The sequence below is a fragment of the Flavobacterium sp. AK-301 genome (assembly GCF_058310215.1).
In genome coordinates this window covers 102,634-122,349 of the sequence record NZ_JBZEES010000003.1, presented here as the reverse complement: position 1 = coordinate 122,349, position 19,716 = coordinate 102,634, and the positions used below count along the sequence as shown (strand labels likewise).

Here is a 19,716-nt window from a genome sequence, read left to right as displayed (position 1 = left end):
AAGATTACCTGTTTCTTTTCAAAAATATTTTTAATATAATCAGCCGTAAATCACATTTCTTCAGTCATTTATAATTACTTTTGGAGAAAAGAAAAAGAAATAAAGATCTTTCATAAAAACATAAGGACTATGATTTACAGCTACTTTCTCTAAACATTAGTTCTCTATAAAACAGGAATAAAACTTAGTATCCACTTTTACAATCGGGAAACGCAGTGGTAATGTTTCTTTTTCTATTCTGTGGAAACCGTTCTTTTCATAAAACCGCTGTGCAGCAACAAACTGATCTGTAGTTCCTAAATACAGATTTGTATATCCTTTTTGCTTTGCCAAATCAAAAAGAGTCTCCAGCAAATGTTGTCCGACACGATATTCTTTCCCTCTATAATCCACATTTACAAACATTTTTCGCAAGGCTCCCTGATTGCTTCCGATATCCAGTAACGCAATAGTCCCAATCACTTTTCCTTCTTTTAAAGCAACCCAAAAATCTCCTTTATCTTTCTGATAAAAATCCGGGATCTTTTCTAAATCCGGCTGCGACTGAAGGTCCAGAGCAACACCAAATTCTTTCTGCTGAATGTCCAGTATCAGTTGTATAACTTCTTGTTTATGGGAATCCGAATAGGATTGTATTTCTATTTTACTCATAAAATTCTTTTGAATATTCTACTATACCGTTTACTCCTTCCAGTCCTTTTTCAGTCAGACTAATTACCATACAGTTTTCATCTGGAACTTCAAAAGGCAATTTAATTCCATATTTTTTTGTCAACTCATACCCGAATTTTGGATAATATTTCTCATGCCTCAGCAGTACAACAGACTGAAAACCGAGTTCCTTTGCCACTCTGTGACTTTCCAGAATCAGTTTTCCTCCAACTCCTTTATTCTGAAATTCCGGTTTTACGCTAACTGGAGCTAATGCAAGGGAAGGGAAAACAGCTTCATAATCTGAAGGTTGTTCTTTTCTTAAAGTAATTTTCATTTCTGTTATTTTTTACAAATAGGAAAAGCTTAAATATAATAAAATGTTTTAAAAAGACATTGCAAAACTAACTCTAGTTTCTTTTCCGTTATAAAATGGAATTAACATTGAAGTTGTTTTGGATTCTTTACTGTTAAATATTTTTTCATTCAAAAACGGATGAATCCAATACGCTGCTTTTGTACTTAATATCCCAAAACCAGCACTAGCCACAACATCAGTGAACCAGTGACGATCATTATACATTCTAAAAAAACCGGTTCCTGTAGCTACTGCATATCCCGTAATGCCATACCAGATAGAGACATCCTTATATTCCTGATATAAAAACTCTGCTCCGGCAAAAGCTATTGTAGTATGTCCCGACGGAAAAGAATTTCGAGTCGTTCCATCTGGTCGTTCTACTCTGGTAAGACGTTTTAATCCGTTTACTGTTACAGCGACAAAAACCATTGATGTCCCTAAAATAACTGTTCTGTCCTTTATATTATTTTTTCCTTCTACCCCTAAAAGATTTAGAGCATACACAGAAAGCGCCGGTGCATATTGAGAGAAATCATCAACAGTGATCTTATTATCAATATGTTCCTGCATTTCATTCTTTATTTCGGAATTATAGAATTGTAAACCATCACTTTCAATTCCTATAACCCCATATCCAATCAAAACAGCAGGTATAATCAACTGCTTATAATTAAATTTTAAATCTTCTTCCTGATATACTTCTTCTTTTTCTGTATTCTCTTCCTGTATCTCCTGAGCATTTAATGTAATACAACTAAACACAATATTCTACTCATCATTTCCTAATTAATTACTTTACTGTTTTTAAAATTGAAATTCCAACCAACAGCGTGCAAAGGAAATGTTTAATAATGATGTTTTCTTTTTATTTGTTAATTTAAAAACATACTAAATAAGTTTTAGCTTTTTTATAAGAAATATGATGTATTTTTATACTAATGGATTTCATTCAAATAGTATTTTTTCTCCTAATTCATGTTCAAGTTCTCTGATTTTTTCTATTGAAATTATATCTCCCCAACCATAATAATGATTTTTATCTTTAGCTAAAGGATGGTCTCTCATCACTTTAAATGATAAAATATCAGCTCCTTCAAGGACACCCTGTCTATCTACATAAACATAATTTTTGTCCTTTCCATAATAGCCATTTAACATCTGAAATGTAGTATGATCAATATTATTTTCTATACGGAACCAACCGCCACCAGACATCGTATAATGATAATAGATATGGTTTTTGTCTTTATAATAGGAAGAGTTTCCTAGTTGATGAAACGTAGAAGTATCGATTATTTTATTTAAAGGTAGTTCTTCTTCAGAAGAATAAAATTTAGTAATATAGTAACTGGTTAGACCGTCTTTCCCTTCGCTCCCAAGTGCAGCGAATGTTTTATACCCTATATTTCCATCTTTATCCTTCCATAAACCACATCGTAGTTTTTCCCAACCCGACTCACTGTCCTTTTCATCTACTTTTGTCTTTACTGAAATAGCTGTCACTTCTTCTTTTTCCTTTTGATTTCCTTTAGACACAAAAATCGTTTTATAGTAAATTATTCCGGAAACCAGAATTAAAAGTAACAGAATAGAATATTTTTTCATTTTAAAAATCATGTATTATGTATTAGGGTTCAGAGCCATTAAATACTTTTTAGGAGTGGTTCCGAATTTCTTTTTAAAAGCAGCAATAAAATGACTGGAAGTACTATATCCTATTTTCAGTCCTACTTCATTTACATTATAGGATCCTGAATCTAATAAACGTCTGGCAAATTCCATTTTATAGTCAAAAAGAAAACTATAAACTGAATCTCCGTAAATCTGCTTGAACCCCATTTTTAATCTTTTTAGATTAATCCCCACCTCATCTGCCAGCTCCTGTAATGTAGGTGGCTCCGCCATATTTGCAATTACAATATCCTTTGCTTTTCTGATTTTAAGCACATTATCTTCATCTACTAAAAACGGACATTGTTCCGCATTCGAATCTTCTGTTCTGTTAAAATACAGACTTAATAATTCATATCCTTTACCCCTATAGTATAAGTTTTTAATGGACGGATGAAGATTAAAATTAAAAAGCTGGTTTAATACAATAGCCATAGAAGGTGTTATCTTCGCATCATTATAATACTTTTTATCTTTATTGTTTTCACTTAAAAAGGGAATATAATCTGCCTCACTGGAAAACAAAGCATGGAACTTTTTAATCGATATAAATACTGAAATAATCCAGGAATGAGGTGCAATTTCTAAATGTACCGGCAACTCTTTTTGTGGATTATAAAGCAATAATGACATATCATCTTTTAACTCCAGTGCATATCTGCCTTCATTAAAAATAAACTTTGCCTTTCCTTTAATTCCAAAATGGAATTGTATTAATCCATTGTCAACTTCTCGTTCAAAATGTATCGTTTCATTAGCATCATTTTGAAAACGAATCAGTATAAAATCATCTTCAATTTTTATTTCTTCCTGAGACCCCATAGCGGTATTTTTTTATCTGTTCTTTGAATTAAAACACATTCTGTTATTTAGAATAATTCTAAACAGTATCTTTGTTAAGAGTTGATTTCAGTACAAATTTAACCTTTTTTAGAGTTGTAGACTGATTTTTAACTAAAATATCCCTCAGCGTTACAAATAGCCCCCCTAGCGTTACTTTTATAAAAAGGATAATGATATTTTTGTTGAACTTTTAGGAAAAGTATATATTCTATGGAAAATCAAAACATATCTAAACATCAGTATTTCTATGCAATAGGATTAAGCTATAAAAAGGCAGATGCAGAGATAAGAGGAAAATTCAGTTTAGATAGCACATCTAAAGCCCAATTACTGAAACAGGCAAAAACGGAGGGGATTAACAGCTTAATTGTTACCTCAACCTGTAACAGAACCGAAATATATGGTTTTGCACAACATCCTTTTCAGTTAATCAAATTATTATGTGATACTACTCAGGGCACTATTGATGATTTCCAAAAAGTAGCTTACATCTACAAAAATCAGGATGCCATATCCCATCTGTTTAAAGTAGGAACAGGATTAGACAGTCAGATATTAGGTGATTTTGAAATTATAAGTCAGATTAGAAACAGCTCTGTTGAATCAAAATCTGCCGGATTATTAAATGCTTATATGGAGAGACTGGTAAATGCAGTTATTCAGGCAAGTAAAAAAGTGAAAAATGAAACAGAGATTAGTTCTGGAGCCACTTCGGTTTCTTTTGCCTCTGTTCAGTATATCATGGATCATGTTGAAAATATCAGCAATAAAAACATACTTCTTTTTGGCACAGGCAAAATAGGAAGAAACACCTGTGAAAATCTTGTAAAACACACCAAAAATGATCATATTGTTCTGATTAACAGAACAAGAGATAAGGCTGAAAAAGTTGCTGGAAAATTTAATCTTCTTGTTAAGGATTTTGATCTGTTACCCCTTGAAATCGAAAAAGCAGATGTTTTGGTAGTGGCAACAGGTGCGCAAAAACCAACTATAGATAAGGACATTTTAAAAGTAACCAAACCTCTATTAATACTAGATTTATCTATTCCAAAAAATGTGAATGAAAATGTACAGGAGATAGAAGGAGTTACTTTAATTCATATGGATCAACTTGCAGAAATGACAGATGCAACATTGGAAAACAGAAAAAAACATATTCCCGCAGCCGAAGCAATCATTAATGAGATCAAAGAAGAATTCAACACCTGGACCAATGAAAGAAAATTTGCTCCTACAATACACGCACTGAAAGAAAAACTAAATACAATAAAAGATTCTGAGTTAAATTTTCAACGTAAGAAAATCTCAAATTTTGACGAAGAACAAGCTGAAATCATCAGTAAACGCATTATCCAAAAAATCACTACTCATTTTGCTAATCATTTGAAAGACAGCGACACTATGGTTGATGAAAGTATCGAATGGATTGAGAAAGTATTTCAAATAGAAGCCGTTAGAAATGAATAGAACGATACGAATTGGCACAAGAGATAGTCAATTAGCCCTTTGGCAGGCACACACAGTAGAAAAAAAATTAAATAATTTAGGATATAAAACAGAAATTATAGCAGTAAAGTCAGAAGGTGATTTAATGCTTAATAAGCCTTTATATGAAATGGGGATAACCGGGATTTTCACAAAAACCCTTGATATTGCCATGATTAATGGCACAGTAGATATTGCTGTTCATTCCATGAAAGACGTACCGACAGCTTTACCTAAAGGAATTGTTCAGGCTGCTGTTCTGGAACGTGCTTCAATCACTGATATTTTAGTACACAAAGGAAATCTTGATTTTCTTGATGACATAGGAACCATTGCTACAAGTAGTCTAAGAAGAAGAGCACAATGGTTGCACAGATATCCTCATCATACTATTACAGATTTGCGTGGTAATGTAATTACCCGTTTAGAAAAATTGGAAAGAGAAAACTGGAATGGTGCTATTTTTGCCGCAGCAGGATTAGAACGTATTAATATAAAACCTGAGAATTACATTAATTTAGACTGGATGATACCCGCTCCCGCACAAGGAGCAATGGTAGCAGTTGCAATGGAAAATGATCCTTTTTGTCTTGATGCGCTGGCAAAACTGAATCATAAACCAACCGATATTTGTACACACGTAGAACGTCAGTTTTTAAAAACACTTGAAGGTGGTTGTACTGCTCCTATTGGTGCGGTTGCCACTATTGAAGGAGATCAGATCTCTCTTCAGGGCGGTTTATTTTCAATTGACGGAAAAGAAAAAATCTATGTAGAAAAAAATGTTGCATTAATTGATTTTGAAAACTTCGGAGAAATTTGTGCTCTTGAAGTTTTGAATAATGGAGGTAAAGCAATTATGCAAAAACTCAAAGTGAACAAATAACAAACCGTCAAAATGAGAAAAGAATCCTTATTGAATCTTATATACCGATTCTTTGATATAATCATTCTTAGCTTTCTGGTATTTGATTTTGGATATAACACTGCTGAATCCTATAAACTTCATAAATTAATCGGACTGGTAATCCTTACATTGATCCTTTTAGTTTTCAATATAATAAAATATTCTTTTTACAAAACCCAAGCAAAAAAGAAAATCGCTCTCAGAAACACAATTGTATTATCTATTCTTGTTGTTATTTCTGGAATAGTTGCTTTTATCAATAAAGATTTGAGTCTCTTTTATATCTTAAAATCCGTAAGACCAGTTCTTGAAGGAGGATTACTCTTTTACTTTATTTTACGATTAATGAGTTTAGTACGCTATATCTACAGTGTGTATTATAATCCTGCAATTATGTTTGTGGGCAGTTTTTTTATTATTGCTTTAGCCGGTTCGTTTCTTTTAATGCTACCCAATGCAACTAATCACGGTATATCATTTACAAATGCACTGTTTACTGCTACAAGCGCCGTATGTGTAACAGGATTAAATGTACTTGAAACATCAGATCATTTTACAATGGTGGGACAAACCATCATTTTGATACTGATACAACTGGGCGGACTGGGAATATTAACCTTTACTTCTTTTTTTGCTTTCTTTTTTAAAGGAAATTCTTCTTTCAAAGAAGGATTAAATGTGAAAGATTTTATTGCTTCGGATAGTATGAAAGATGTATTAAAAACGGCAATGAATATTGTAGTCTTCACTTTAAGTGTAGAACTTATAGGAGCAATATTTATTTTTTATTCTGCAAGTCATGCCACTGCGCTCTCTGACCGAATATTCTTTTCTGTATTCCATGCTGTTTCCGGTTTCTGTAATGCCGGTTTTTCCACCATTTCGGGGAATTTGTATGCAGAGAGTGTTCGTTACGATTATACTTTACAATGGATCATTATGAGTTTAATTGTTTTTGGCGGATTAGGATATAATATTGCTTACAATTTCTATGAATATCTAAAAAAAGCCGTTATTCGATTACTTCATATCAAAAAACCCGATCTGAAAGTAAGAATCATTACACTGAATACAAAAATTATAATTTATACTACTGGAATTTTATTAATTGGAGGATTTATATTCCTTTTTATAGCAGAATATAATAACACCTTAACAGAACATCCAACCCTGTTTGGAAAAATAACAGCTACAGCATTCAACGCTGTAACACCCAGAACAGCAGGTTTCAGTAATGTAGATTATACACATATGACTGCACCTTCTTTATTGTTCATCATATTTTTAATGTGGGTTGGAGCTTCTCCTGCATCAACCGGAGGAGGAATAAAAACCAGTACTTTCGCACTGGCAGCACTTAATATCATTGCAATTGCACGAGGAAAAAATAAAATAGAAATTGGCGGCAGAGAAATCTCCGGAGAGTCTACAAAAAGAGCTTTTGCCATTGTTTTCATATCTCTTATTGTAATCGGGATTGCTATTATGCTAGTCCTTCTATTTGAACCAAAAGGAACCGATTTGCTTACTGTTGCTTTTGAATGTTTTTCTGCTTACAGTACTGTGGGACTTAGTATGAATTTTACTCCAACTATGACAGAACCGAGTAAATATATAATTATTCTTGTTATGCTCATAGGTCGTATCGGAATGCTTAATTTAATGATCGGGTTAATGAGACAGATGCATCATCAGTTTTATCAATATCCAGAAGAAAATATATTAATTAACTAATCCTATTATAGAAATGAAAGTAATTATTTTTGGTTTAGGAAATTTTGGTATGTCGCTCGCTTTAAGTCTGACAGAAACAAATAATGAAGTTATCGGAGTAGACAAACAAATCGACAAGGTTAATCTTGTAAAAGATAAAATCTCTCATGCCATTTGTTTAGATTCAACAAATGAGCTGGCTTATGAGGCACTTCCGATGAAAGATTCTGATATTATCGTAGTCGCTATAGGTGAGAATGAAGGTGCTGCAATTATTACAACGGCCATTATCAAAAAACTGTCCGAAGCAAAGATCATTAGTCGTTCCTTATCTCCCATCCATGATACCGTACTGGAAGCAATGGGTGTTTTTAATATTGTACATCCTGAACAGGAATCTGCTGACCGACTAACAAAACAAATCAACTTTAAATCATCTCTGTCCAACTATCAACTGGATAATAATTATACTATAACCGAGTTAACAGCAAAGCCTGAATTTATAGGCAAAACACTTCAGGAATTAAACGCTATAGATGAATACCACCTGAATGTGATAACCATTATTCGTAAAAAAGAAAAAACAAATCTGTTGGGTAAAAAAACAACTAAAAAAGAATCTATTGGTCTTCCTTTTCCCAAAACGGTAATACAGGATGATGATATATTAGTTGTTTTTGGTGAAAACACAAATATTTCTGTTTATTGTACAGAATAAATTAAGTAAGATAAAATGAGAATACTTTCCACTAAAAAATTAGAGATCAATCAGAAACAGTTTTTATTAAACGCTGGTCACTCTGTTCTTGAAGCGGATTTTATAAAAACAATATCTAAAGATTTTAATCTGGATATTATCCATAATTATTTGATTTTTACAAGTCAGAATGCAGTGAAAAGTATTTTAAATAATAAGAACAAAAGTCTTATTCTTAATGTTCCCTGCATTTGTGTTGGTATAAAAACAAAACAAGCATTAGAACAAAACGGTTTTAAAGTAATAGAATGTACTGATTATGCATTAGAATTGGGTACAATAATAAAAGAGAAATACTCTGATAAAAAGTTTACTTTCTTTTCCGGTAACCTAAGAAGAGATACTTTACCCTCTGCTATGCATTCCGCTAATATTGAGTTTAATGAGATCTGTGTTTATGATACCATTCTAACACCTCATAAAATTTCTACGGAATTAGACGGGATTTTATTTTACAGCCCTTCCGGAATAGAGAGTTATTTAAAAGAGAACATCATAACAAATGAAATTTGTTTTTGTATTGGTACAACCACAGCAGAAACACTAAAAAATAATACTGAAAATATAATTATTGCGAAACAACCTACTGTTGAAAATATAATTATACAAAGTATAAATTATTTTAAAGAAAACAATTAATCGCTTTTTTGCTAAAGCAATAAACAAAAGAGAAAAATGATAAAGAACGATTTATTTTTAAGAGCATTAAAAGGAGAAACAGTAGAAAGACCACCAGTATGGATGATGCGTCAGGCAGGAAGATATTTACCGGAATTCAGAGTTTTACGTGATAAATACGATTTTTTCACCCGATGCAGAACACCAGAACTCGCAACAGAAATTACCGTTCAGCCGATCAAAGCAATTGCTCCCGATGCAGCAATACTGTTCTCCGATATATTAGTAGTCCCTCAAGCTATGGGAATCCATGTTGAGATGAAAGAAAATGTAGGTCCATGGCTCCCTAACCCTATTCGTACTATTCAGGATGTAGAAAAAGTAATTGTTCCGGATATTCATGAAACTTTAGGATATGTAATGGAGGCTATAAAAATGACTAAACAAGAGCTGAATGATGAAGTTCCGCTGATTGGTTTTGCAGGTTCTCCATGGACTATTTTTTGCTATGCTGTAGAAGGAAAAGGTTCTAAAAGTTTTGATACCGCAAAAGGATTCTGTTTTTCACAACCAGAAGCAGCACACGTTTTGTTACAAAAAATAACAGATACCACCATTCTTTATTTAAAAGAAAAAGTAAAAGCAGGTGTTAATGCAGTCCAGATCTTTGACAGTTGGGGAGGTATGCTTTCCCCTGTTGATTATCAGGAATTCTCCTGGAAATATATTAACCAGATCACAGAAGCATTAGCTCCGGAAATACCAGTTATTGTTTTTGGAAAAGGGTGTTGGTTTGCCTTAGGTGAAATGGCACAAAGTAAAGCGTCCGCTTTAGGGATCGACTGGACCTGCTCTCCAAGAAATGCACGTTATCTAACCGGAGGGAATATTACTTTACAAGGAAATTTTGATCCGTCAAGATTGCTTTCTCCTCCTGCAACTATTAAAAAAATGGTACATGAAATGATTAATGAATTTGGTAAAGATAAATATATAGTGAATCTGGGACATGGTATTTTGCCTAACATTCCTGTAGATCACGCAAAAGCATTTATTGATGCTGTAAAAGAATATAAAGGGTAAGTTATCGGCAGATAAACTAAAATGCAAAACATAATTGAAAGATATAATCGTCCCTTTGAATATGTTTCTGTTCTGACCAATATTATTATTGCTTATCAGATCTTTGAACTATGGACTTCTCCTTCTGTAAGCGATGCTGAAAATATTTTCAGTATCGCTTATTTGATGGCTTTCGAATTCATTATGGTACATTCGGGAGTATTTATGTCTGTTGTCCCAACAAAAGTAAGTCTGCTTATTTTTGTTCCCGGTTATGCTCTTTTTGCTTTTATGTTTAGTTCCACGATGCCTGATAATACCATTTTATATGTGTATTTTATTGCTGTGTTAAACCGAATGCGATTTGCTTTTACAAATGTTTCTCCGAAAATGATACGAGAAAATATCGGAATATCTGCTTTTAAAGCTATGACTTACTTAATATTGATTTTTATTTTTATTTTTTTACAGGGTATACTACCCCGGTTTGCTTTAACACCAGATTTCTTAGAATTATCCGGATATAATTCTATAAAAAACACAGGTGGATTATTTTTGGATTTTCCTCATGTAGCTTTAGCTTTTGGAATGACCTATTATTTAGCAGGAGTTGCGATTGAAGTTTTCATTATAAAGACTTCCTCTGAAACTAACGAACAAAAAAATAAAAGAATAGATAGAATAACAAATATACTGGATAAAATTTCTAATCAAAAAGAACTCAAACATGCTAAACAAAGGATTAAGAGACGAACAGAATGAAAAAATTAATAATGTATTAGCACAACTAATGGCATTAGGTTTTGTTCCGGAAGGATGGAATGATTCAGATAAAAACAATGTTGAAAAACAACTTAGTATACTGGAACTGAATATTCAGAATTTAATAGATTTTGATTTAGGACAACTGCTTACTTATCTTAATAAAAAATCTTTTGATTGGGCTAATTATGAACTGTTTGCAGATTTTCTTATCTCTTTATCAGATAAACTCGAAGATCACAGAACCGTTTTAAGAGAAAAAGCAGTTGGATTATACAGTTATATTCAGCAGGAGAGTAAAACCTTTTCTTTTGATATTTTTAATAAAATAAATAACGCTAAGGTATAACTTTACAGATTATTATATCCTAACAGGTTAAAAAAACCTGTTAGGATATATATGTTTAAAATAAAAAAGAGCCCTATTCTCCTAACAGGTTTTTTTAACCTGTTAGGTATAAAAGCAATAATCTGTTTAATAAAAAATTTAAGATTAAAATAGAGTCTTAGCTTGTAAGAAGACAAAAGAAAAAACAATGAAAAATAAATTCTATCAATACATCGAGAAATTACAGGATACCATAACAGCCGGTTTAGAAAAGGCAGATGATAAAGCTGTTTTCCGTGAAGATCTCTGGAAACGTCCGGAAGGTGGCGGAGGCAGAACTCGTGTAATTGAAAACGGAGCTGTTTTTGAAAAAGGTGGTGTCAATATATCTGCTGTTCATGGACCTCTACCTGTTGCAATGCAACAGCATTTTAATGTAGGAGACGTTGATTTCTTTGCCTGTGGATTAAGCTTGGTCATTCATCCGAAAAATCCAATGGTACCAACAGTACATGCCAACTGGCGTTATTTTGAAATGTATGATAAACAAGGAAACGTTGTAGAACAATGGTTTGGTGGCGGACAGGATCTTACGCCATATTATTTATTTGAAGAAGACGCAGTTCATTTCCATCAGGTTTGTAAAACGGCCTGTGATAAACATAATTCTGAATTCTATCCAAAATTCAAAAAACAATGTGATGAATATTTCTGGAATGCTCATCGTAACGAAGCAAGAGGTATTGGTGGTTTGTTTTTTGATCATTGTAAGACCTCTAATAATATGACTATGGAAAATTGGTATGACTTTGTTACAGAAGTAGGAAACAGTTTTCTTGAAGCTTATATTCCAATTGTGGAAAAAAGAAAAAAAAACAATTATACTCCGGAAAATAGAACTTGGCAAGAAATACGCCGTGGACGTTATGTCGAATTCAATCTGGTACATGACAAAGGAACTTTATTCGGATTAAAAACCAATGGACGTATTGAAAGCATACTAATGAGTCTGCCACCACATGTACAATGGGTATATGACCATCATCCTGAACCAGGAAGCCCTGAAGAAAAACTAATTACTATTTTAACGCATCCAAAAAACTGGATGCAGTAATATAACACTCTTATTCACTGAATAATAAATCATGTTAGCAGTAAAATGTTGGCAATAAATTTAAAAAATTATGTATCCGCTAAGAAGAAACAGAAGATTAAGAACCAATGAAGCAATCCGTTCATTAGTACGTGAAACCATTATTACTCCAAATGATTTTGTAGCTCCTCTATTTGTAACCGAAGGTAAAGGAGTAAAAGAAGAGATTCAGTCTATGCCGGAATATTTCAGACTAAGTCTGGATAATCTGGAAAAAGAAGTAAAAGAATTATGGAAACTGGGAATTAAATCCGTTTTACTGTTCGTTAAAGTCCCTGATAATTTAAAAGACAACAAAGGAACAGAAGCGGTTAATCCGAACGGATTAATGCAACGTGCCATTAAAACGGTTAAAAATGCTGTCCCTGAAATGATTGTAATGACTGATGTAGCATTAGACCCTTATTCTTCTTACGGACATGATGGTATTGTAGAAAACGGACTAATTTTAAATGATGAGAGTGTAGCTGCCTTAACAGAAATGAGTCTTTCACATGCACATGCCGGAGCCGATATTCTTGCCCCAAGTGATATGATGGATGGTCGTATTCTTGCCATTCGTGAAGCACTGGAAGATGACGGTCTGATCAATACCGGGATTATGAGTTACAGTGCAAAATACGCTTCTGCATTCTATGGCCCTTTTCGTGATGCTCTGGATTCAGCACCCGGTTTTGGAGATAAAAAAACATACCAGATGGATTTCAGTAACCGTATTGAAGCCATTAGAGAAACTCAGATGGACATTGATGAAGGAGCCGATATTGTAATGGTAAAACCAGGACTATGCTACTTAGATATCATCCGTGAAATCAAAAATGAAGTAACAGTTCCTGTAGCTGTTTATCAGGTAAGTGGAGAATATGCAATGGTAAAAGCAGCAGCACAAAATGGCTGGCTGGATCATGATGCTGTAATGATGGAACAGTTAATCGCTTTTAAACGTGCCGGATCAGATATAATTGCTACTTACTTTGCTAAAGATGCTGCTAAATTAATTTCTTAAGTTATAATTCATTTTATGAAATTATTTCTCAAATCAGTATTCCTAATTCTTCTTTTAGCTAGTTGCAAAAAGGAAATAACAGAACCCGTTCCGGTATCTGCTGAATATCCTCTGGCTAATGAAGGAAAACTAATTTTTGAAGGAAAAGGAAATTGTATCTCCTGTCATTTGAAAGATAGAAAAGTAATTGGACCAAGTACAATCGAAATTGCTGAAATCTATAAAAAGAAAGGCGCTGATATTACATTATTTCTCAGAGGAGAGAGTGATCCAATTGTAGATTCATCACAATATGAAATAATGAAAACTAATTTTGCTATTACTAAAATGATGACAGATGAAGAATTACAAGCTTTATCTAATTATATGTTAAGTCAGGTAAAATAGTTACTTAATGCCTTTTTATGAGTAAAACCTCATCTTTTCCAAGATGAGGTTTTCTTTTTTTAACCATTCTGTTATATCATTTACAAAATCTCTTTTATATTATTAAAAAAAATAAAGTAATTCATGTTTCATATCTATGTGTGTTAAAAAATAATTATATCTCTATTTATTTTTTTTAATCTAAAAAAATAAAGATATATTTAGATATTAATTTTTAACCAAAACAAATTATGAGTTCATTTACAGATACTGTTCAGCCAAAAGAAACAGCCAATCCTAATTTAGTAGCACGTCCTAAATTCAGAGACTGTTACGATAACTTTATTGGCGGTAAATTTGTAGCTCCTGTAAAAGGAGAATATGGAGATGTGCTATCTCCTATAGATGGAAAAGTATTTACTAAAGTAGCTAAATCTACAGTAGAAGATATTGAATTAGCTATTGATGCAGCTGAAAAAGCTTTTGTTACCTGGGGCAAAACCTCCCCGGCTGAAAGAAGTAAAGTTTTAAATAAGATCGCAGACGCAATGGAAGCCAAACTAGAACTTATTGCCGCTGCTGAAACAATAGATAACGGAAAAGCAATAAGAGAAACTCTGGCTGCGGACATTCCGTTAGCAATAGATCATTTCAGATATTTTGCAAGCGTAATCAGAGCAGAAGAAGGATCTATGACAGAACTGGATTCTGAAACTGTATCCTTAATTGTAAGAGAGCCTATCGGAGTAGTTGCTCAAATCATTCCATGGAACTTCCCTATATTAATGGCAGTATGGAAACTTGCTCCGGCACTGGCTGCGGGTAATACCATTATATTAAAACCGGCGTTTGATACACCTGTTTCCATTATGGTTTTAATGGAAGTGATTTCAGATGTATTACCAGCAGGAACTATCAACGTTATCAACGGTTCTGGCGCTAAACTGGGAGAACCTCTTGTTACTTCTCCAAGAATATCCAAAGCCGCTTTTACTGGTTCTACCGAAGTAGGAAGACAGGTAATGGAATACGCCACAAAAAATATTATTCCGGTAACTTTAGAATTAGGAGGAAAATCACCTAATATTTTTATGCCTTCCGTAATGGATAAAGATGATGATTTCTTGGACAAAGCCATAGAAGGAGCCGTTCTTTTCGCTTTAAATCAGGGTGAGATCTGTACTTGTCCTTCAAGATTACTGGTTCATGAAGATATTTGTGACGCTTTCATGAAAAGAGTAGTAGAAAGAACAAAAGCAATAAAAACAGGAAATCCTTTAGACAAAACAACCATGATGGGCGCTCAGGTTTCTGCAGCTCAGAAAAAAACCATTCTGGAATATATCAAAATAGGGAAAGAAGAAGGCGCAGAACTACTTACAGGTGGAAATGCTAATGAACTGGGAGACGGTCTTGAAAATGGATTTTATATAGAACCAACCATTTTTAAAGGACATAACAAAATGCGTATTTTTCAGGAAGAAATCTTCGGCCCTGTATTAGCCGTTACCACTTTCAAAACCACTGAAGAAGCTATTGCAATAGCAAATGATACAATATACGGATTAGGTTCCGGTTTGTGGACAAGAGATGCTCATGAAATCTATCAAGTCCCAAGAGCTATTAAAGCAGGTCGTGTATGGATCAATCAATACCATTCTTATCCGGCAGGAGCTCCTTTCGGAGGATACAAACAATCCGGTATTGGAAGAGAAAACCATAAAATGATGTTAGACAGTTATAGCCAAAGTAAAAATATGCTTATTTCTTATAATAAAAAAAGATTAGGTTTTTTCTAATAAAAAATAACCCTACACTAAAAAAATAAGAGTAGTTTCTTTAATTTCTATAAAGAAACTACTCTTATTTTCAATTACCTCTCCACTGTAAACCTAAAAAACTAATCAAGAAACACTCTCTATCGTTTAGCTCAATAAACCATAAGACAATTGTCATTTATGCACCTCTACCTTACTATAGCATATCCAGTCTAATCTAAATAGATAAAAACAGTTTCTTTTAGTACTTTTATTTGTATCGATTATCTCTCTTATATTATTATCAGCAGAACTATAGCCAATATATTACAGAAAATTTTATACTAATAAAAAATTCAAATTTTAACAATTGAGAATTAATAATTTCTAAAAAAACAGACTTATTTTTGTTTTTTTATCTAAAAATTATTGTTGTTATAGATCAATATAGCAAACAATGTGTTTATTGTTTGCTTTTATTGTTATATAAATTGTTTTTCTGTATTTTTGCTAAATTGTTTTAGGTTATTTTTAAGTTATAGTAAGACTTTATTTTTAATTCTATATTAAATCTGAATAATCTGCTGATTTCAAGTTTTCAGCAAACCCACTCTTTTTTAAACATACACAGTATACAACTATGAGAAAAAAAATACTATTATTTTTTGTTATTAATGTTTTACTTTATAAAGCTCAGGGACAAGTAGGCATAAACACCAGATCCCCTGAAGCAACCTTTCACTTAGAGAGACATTTAACGAAAAAACAAGCAGAGGGTATCATAGGAATCCGATACACAGGAGATCAACTACAAAAAAAAAGTAATCTCTATGGAGAAAAACAAGATGGTGTTTTTCTATATATAACAGAGCCTCCAACATCCCCAACCCCTCCTAAAAAATTACATTTAATTACCAAAGCAGGCTATTATTACTATGACTCCGAAGATGATATATGGAGACCAATGCAACCTGAAACAGAATGGAAACCTATCATTGCAATTGTAAATAAAGCAGAAAAACAAATTATCCAATCAGATACCTTTGCTAAATGGGATACATTAGATGGACTTAATCTAGAATCAATAGAGCTTATTAATGGTACAGGTGGTACTTTTATAAAGTTTCCACCTGAAAAAAGCTTTAAAGTTACAGGAATGATTAGTATTGACGGTCAGTCAGGTGCTACTTATATTTCAAGTTATTTTGTTTTACAAAGTGAAGATGGAAAAATTATCAAACCCTTTGTTGATACCTATGGTTTCTGTGCATCTTCTAATAGAAATGTTTCTGATGGAGGCATTTCTAATCCTATTATTATTTTCACCACAAATGAAACCCCGATACTACTCAAATTAATGTTAAACAGAGATCCTACTAAAATAACATACATGGCCGGTGCATCTACTGTTCTTTCTCTAGGATCATATTTGCTGATACAAGAACTATAAATTATTAATTCCGCTTTAATAAAGCACTTCATTTATTTTAACAATTACAACAAAGTATGAGAAATAACACCTTCTTTTTTATATTTATCGCTATAAGTCCTTTTTTTTGTCAAAGCCAAACAGGTATAAACATAAAAAATCCTGCCGTAACACTCCATTTAGAAAAAGAAACGAGTCCTTTAAAGGCAGAAGGTATTATAGGTGTTAAGCTAACCGGTAATGAGTTACAACATGACGCTGATTTATATGGAATACAGCAGCATGGAACTTTTGTTTATGTATCAGCACTACCTGATAAGTCAAATTATCTAACAAAGTTAATTACCAGACGTGGTTACTATTACTATGATTCCAATAGTAAAATATGGAGACCTATGTTTCCTATAGCCACAACAACAGAACTTATTTCTGTTGTTGTAGATAAAACAAGTATTCAGGAAATAAAAGGAAATAGCAATTCCTCTACTGAAATTACATGGAATACATTGCGTGGACAAAACGCTGACTTAATCACACTTTTACCAGATAACATCAGAATAAGATTTCCTGAAGGAAGAACATTTAGAGTAACAGGAATAATTGGCATTTCCGCAACTAATACTTCCGGTAGAGCTACTGTACCTACTTACATACTAACTAATTTTATATTAGAAAACGAAGATGGAAGCCCTTCTGATTTAGACATAGACACTAATGGTTTTACTGAATCTTACAACGAAGCTTATTCAGATGGTGGTGTTACCAACCCTGTAGCTATTTTTTCTACTGGCAGAAAACCAGTACTACTTAAATTAATAGCTCGAAAACCTGTAAATGGAAGAGCAACATTTATGTCTGGGTCACCTGAAACAAATACCCCCTCAACAATGAGAACCTATTTATTAATAGAGCAGTTTTAATCTTTTTGTATTCTTTAACGATACTGATTAAAGATGTTATAACAATCTAAATTCTAATTAATTAAACTTGTGTAAAAAATTTAATAATCTCTTTAATACAAATAAAATGGTGTGATTTTCATTCGTGTAAAATGGTTTTTACAAATACATTAAGATAGCACTATAAAATATATTTGTCTCAATATTTTTACATAAAACCATTTTATAAAAATTAAAAAAAAACAAAATCCTTATCTTATTTAAAACAAACATGAAAAAAATAGTACTATTATTATTGATAATGATAACTTTCTTTTGCCAATCTCAAAATCAAGAAGATATAAATCAAGTAGGTATAAATACAAAAGGCTCAATTCCTAATGCAACACTTGATATAAAGAAAAATGACTCCTTAATAGCAGGAGGTATAATAGGTGTGCGATTAACAGGCAATGAATTACAAGAAAGAAGTTCTTTATACGAAAAATCAAAACATAACGGAACTTTCGTTTTTGTAACATCAATACCAAAAGACAAAAATAGCCAAACAAGTCTAATTAATGGACAGGGTTATTATTTCTATGACGGTCACGATGAAATGTGGAAACCAATGCAACCTAAATCTGAAAAAGAAATAATCCTTGCTGTAGTAGATAAACAATCTATTCAAATCCTTAATAATAATAGTGGAGGACGTCCTAACAATAAAATTATATGGAATACATTACGAGGACTAAACTCAGAACTAATAACCATTGAAAATAACCATTATGTGCAATTTCCTCCAGGAAGAATTTTTAAAGTAACAGGAATAATCGGGATTCCAGACGAGCAAAAAACCCCTACTTATATCACAAGTTATTTTGTCTTAACAGATGAAAATGGAAATATTGTAACTTCTAACTTTGTGACTACAAATGGTTATACTGAATCTTCCACTGAAACTTCTTCAAACGGAGGGGTTACTAACCCAACTGCTATTTTTTCTACTGGAAACAGATTTTTAAGACTTCATTTAGTCGCTGGTAAACCTTCAAATAACAGAAGAACAATAGTAGCCGGTGCATCTACGAATAATTCTTTGGGAACCTATCTACTGATAGAAGAGATCTAGTTAGATTATTACATTCATTTTATCTGCTTGTGTACAATATCTGAGCTTATTGTTTTAGAGAAAAACACTATCAAAATTTAAATAAACACATCTTTTAACCAATAAAGTTTCCTGGAAAACCAAAGAACAAGGCTATTGATGTTGTTTTTATTAAAAGATTATAGAACATAACAAATATCATAAATATGTATTATAGGCATATATAACAGGATGTTTTTTAAAAATAAAAATAGATAAAAAACCACAAATCGTCATTTTTTATCTATTACAGGATCATAATTTAATTAAAAAATAGCTCTGATTTTATTATTTTACTATCTTTAGATTATGCAAACTGTATATATTAAAAGCCCATTAGGAATTACTCAAATTGAGGGCGATCAATATGGTATTTCTAAAATTCTTGTTTTAAATGATCCTAAAATAGATATTTCAGAAAATATCCCTGAGATATTACAAGATGCAGTACAACAACTAATAGATTATTTTGAAGGAAACCGAGCCGACTTCAATTTAAAATTAAATCCTTCAGGAACTGATTTTCAGCAAAAAGTATGGAAAGCCTTACAGGAAATTCCTTTTGGGAAAACTATGTCTTATCTGGATCTTTCAAAAAAACTCGGAGATATAAAAGCAATTCGGGCGGTTGCAAGTGCCAACGGGAAAAACCCACTATGGATCATTATCCCCTGTCATCGCGTTATTGGTACAGACGGTTCACTAACCGGTTATGCAGGAGGTCTATGGAGAAAGAAATGGTTACTGGAACATGAAAATCCATCAACGCAACAATCTTTATTCTGAAAAATAAAGAGCAAAGAAATAAAACGA

The 19,716-nt window shown here is 32.5% G+C and carries 21 protein-coding genes; 16 read left to right on the top strand and 5 right to left on the bottom strand.

Features of this window, described 5'->3' with window-relative positions; genetic code table 11:
• Positions 1 to 156: 156 nt before the first annotated feature.
• From AC4FQX_RS06435 to AC4FQX_RS06415, 5 genes are all read right to left on the bottom strand, one after another.
• Positions 157 to 651 carry a GNAT family N-acetyltransferase gene (locus AC4FQX_RS06435; protein ID WP_491166856.1) on the bottom strand — a complete coding sequence of 165 codons (495 nt, stop codon included), beginning with the start codon at positions 649 to 651 and terminating at the stop codon, positions 157 to 159.
• Complete coding sequence (locus AC4FQX_RS06430) at positions 644 to 988, bottom strand: GNAT family N-acetyltransferase (protein WP_491166855.1); 345 nt, start codon at positions 986 to 988, stop codon at positions 644 to 646. The genes AC4FQX_RS06435 and AC4FQX_RS06430 overlap by 8 nt, the downstream gene beginning before the upstream one ends.
• A gap of 48 nt (positions 989 to 1,036) precedes the next feature.
• On the bottom strand, positions 1,037 to 1,774 hold the full coding sequence (locus AC4FQX_RS06425; RefSeq protein WP_491166854.1) for a phosphatase PAP2 family protein: 738 nt from the start codon (positions 1,772 to 1,774) through the stop codon (positions 1,037 to 1,039).
• Positions 1,775 to 1,957: 183 nt separating this feature from the next.
• Positions 1,958 to 2,617 (bottom strand): DKNYY domain-containing protein, encoded by a 660-nt coding sequence (locus AC4FQX_RS06420; protein ID WP_491166853.1) that lies wholly within the window; start codon positions 2,615 to 2,617, stop codon positions 1,958 to 1,960.
• A 15-nt stretch (positions 2,618 to 2,632) separates the two neighbouring features.
• Positions 2,633 to 3,505 carry an AraC family transcriptional regulator gene (locus AC4FQX_RS06415; protein WP_491166852.1) on the bottom strand — a complete coding sequence of 291 codons (873 nt, stop codon included), beginning with the start codon at positions 3,503 to 3,505 and terminating at the stop codon, positions 2,633 to 2,635.
• Positions 3,506 to 3,736: 231 nt separating this feature from the next.
• Between AC4FQX_RS06415 and hemA the strand changes: the two genes are divergently transcribed.
• From hemA to AC4FQX_RS06335, 16 genes are all read left to right on the top strand, one after another.
• Positions 3,737 to 4,996 (top strand): glutamyl-tRNA reductase, encoded by a 1,260-nt coding sequence (gene hemA, locus AC4FQX_RS06410; protein WP_491166851.1) that lies wholly within the window; start codon positions 3,737 to 3,739, stop codon positions 4,994 to 4,996.
• Positions 4,989 to 5,900, top strand: coding sequence for a hydroxymethylbilane synthase (gene hemC, locus AC4FQX_RS06405; protein WP_491166850.1), 912 nt, complete (start codon positions 4,989 to 4,991; stop codon positions 5,898 to 5,900). The genes hemA and hemC overlap by 8 nt, the downstream gene beginning before the upstream one ends.
• Positions 5,901 to 5,912: 12 nt before the next feature.
• On the top strand, positions 5,913 to 7,655 hold the full coding sequence (locus tag AC4FQX_RS06400) for a TrkH family potassium uptake protein (protein ID WP_491166849.1): 1,743 nt from the start codon (positions 5,913 to 5,915) through the stop codon (positions 7,653 to 7,655).
• Positions 7,656 to 7,668: 13 nt separating this feature from the next.
• Entirely contained in the window at positions 7,669 to 8,352 is a 684-nt protein-coding gene (locus AC4FQX_RS06395; protein WP_491166848.1) for a potassium channel family protein, read from the top strand.
• Positions 8,353 to 8,367: 15 nt separating this feature from the next.
• Entirely contained in the window at positions 8,368 to 9,030 is a 663-nt protein-coding gene (locus AC4FQX_RS06390) for a uroporphyrinogen-III synthase (protein WP_491166847.1), read from the top strand.
• 36 nt (positions 9,031 to 9,066) lie between these two features.
• Positions 9,067 to 10,092 (top strand): uroporphyrinogen decarboxylase, encoded by a 1,026-nt coding sequence (hemE, locus tag AC4FQX_RS06385; protein ID WP_491166846.1) that lies wholly within the window; start codon positions 9,067 to 9,069, stop codon positions 10,090 to 10,092.
• A gap of 21 nt (positions 10,093 to 10,113) precedes the next feature.
• Positions 10,114 to 10,833, top strand: a complete 720-nt coding sequence (locus tag AC4FQX_RS06380) for a hypothetical protein (RefSeq protein ID WP_491166845.1) — start codon at positions 10,114 to 10,116, stop codon at positions 10,831 to 10,833.
• Complete coding sequence (locus tag AC4FQX_RS06375; protein WP_491166844.1) at positions 10,799 to 11,182, top strand: hypothetical protein; 384 nt, start codon at positions 10,799 to 10,801, stop codon at positions 11,180 to 11,182. Before AC4FQX_RS06380 ends, AC4FQX_RS06375 begins: the two co-directional genes overlap by 35 nt.
• A 187-nt stretch (positions 11,183 to 11,369) precedes the next feature.
• Entirely contained in the window at positions 11,370 to 12,275 is a 906-nt protein-coding gene (hemF, locus tag AC4FQX_RS06370; protein ID WP_491166843.1) for an oxygen-dependent coproporphyrinogen oxidase, read from the top strand.
• A 70-nt stretch (positions 12,276 to 12,345) separates the two neighbouring features.
• Entirely contained in the window at positions 12,346 to 13,320 is a 975-nt protein-coding gene (gene hemB, locus AC4FQX_RS06365) for a porphobilinogen synthase (protein WP_491166842.1), read from the top strand.
• 15 nt (positions 13,321 to 13,335) lie between these two features.
• Positions 13,336 to 13,707, top strand: coding sequence for a c-type cytochrome (locus AC4FQX_RS06360; protein ID WP_491166841.1), 372 nt, complete (start codon positions 13,336 to 13,338; stop codon positions 13,705 to 13,707).
• 230 nt (positions 13,708 to 13,937) lie between these two features.
• Complete coding sequence (locus AC4FQX_RS06355) at positions 13,938 to 15,485, top strand: aldehyde dehydrogenase family protein (protein ID WP_491166840.1); 1,548 nt, start codon at positions 13,938 to 13,940, stop codon at positions 15,483 to 15,485.
• A gap of 598 nt (positions 15,486 to 16,083) precedes the next feature.
• Positions 16,084 to 16,893 (top strand): hypothetical protein, encoded by an 810-nt coding sequence (locus AC4FQX_RS06350; protein ID WP_491166839.1) that lies wholly within the window; start codon positions 16,084 to 16,086, stop codon positions 16,891 to 16,893.
• A gap of 56 nt (positions 16,894 to 16,949) precedes the next feature.
• Entirely contained in the window at positions 16,950 to 17,792 is an 843-nt protein-coding gene (locus tag AC4FQX_RS06345) for a hypothetical protein (protein ID WP_491166838.1), read from the top strand.
• 280 nt (positions 17,793 to 18,072) lie between these two features.
• Positions 18,073 to 18,885 (top strand): hypothetical protein, encoded by an 813-nt coding sequence (locus tag AC4FQX_RS06340; RefSeq protein WP_491166837.1) that lies wholly within the window; start codon positions 18,073 to 18,075, stop codon positions 18,883 to 18,885.
• Between the two features lie 327 nt (positions 18,886 to 19,212).
• Positions 19,213 to 19,689 carry a methylated-DNA--[protein]-cysteine S-methyltransferase gene (locus tag AC4FQX_RS06335; protein WP_491166836.1) on the top strand — a complete coding sequence of 159 codons (477 nt, stop codon included), beginning with the start codon at positions 19,213 to 19,215 and terminating at the stop codon, positions 19,687 to 19,689.
• Positions 19,690 to 19,716 lie beyond the last annotated feature (27 nt).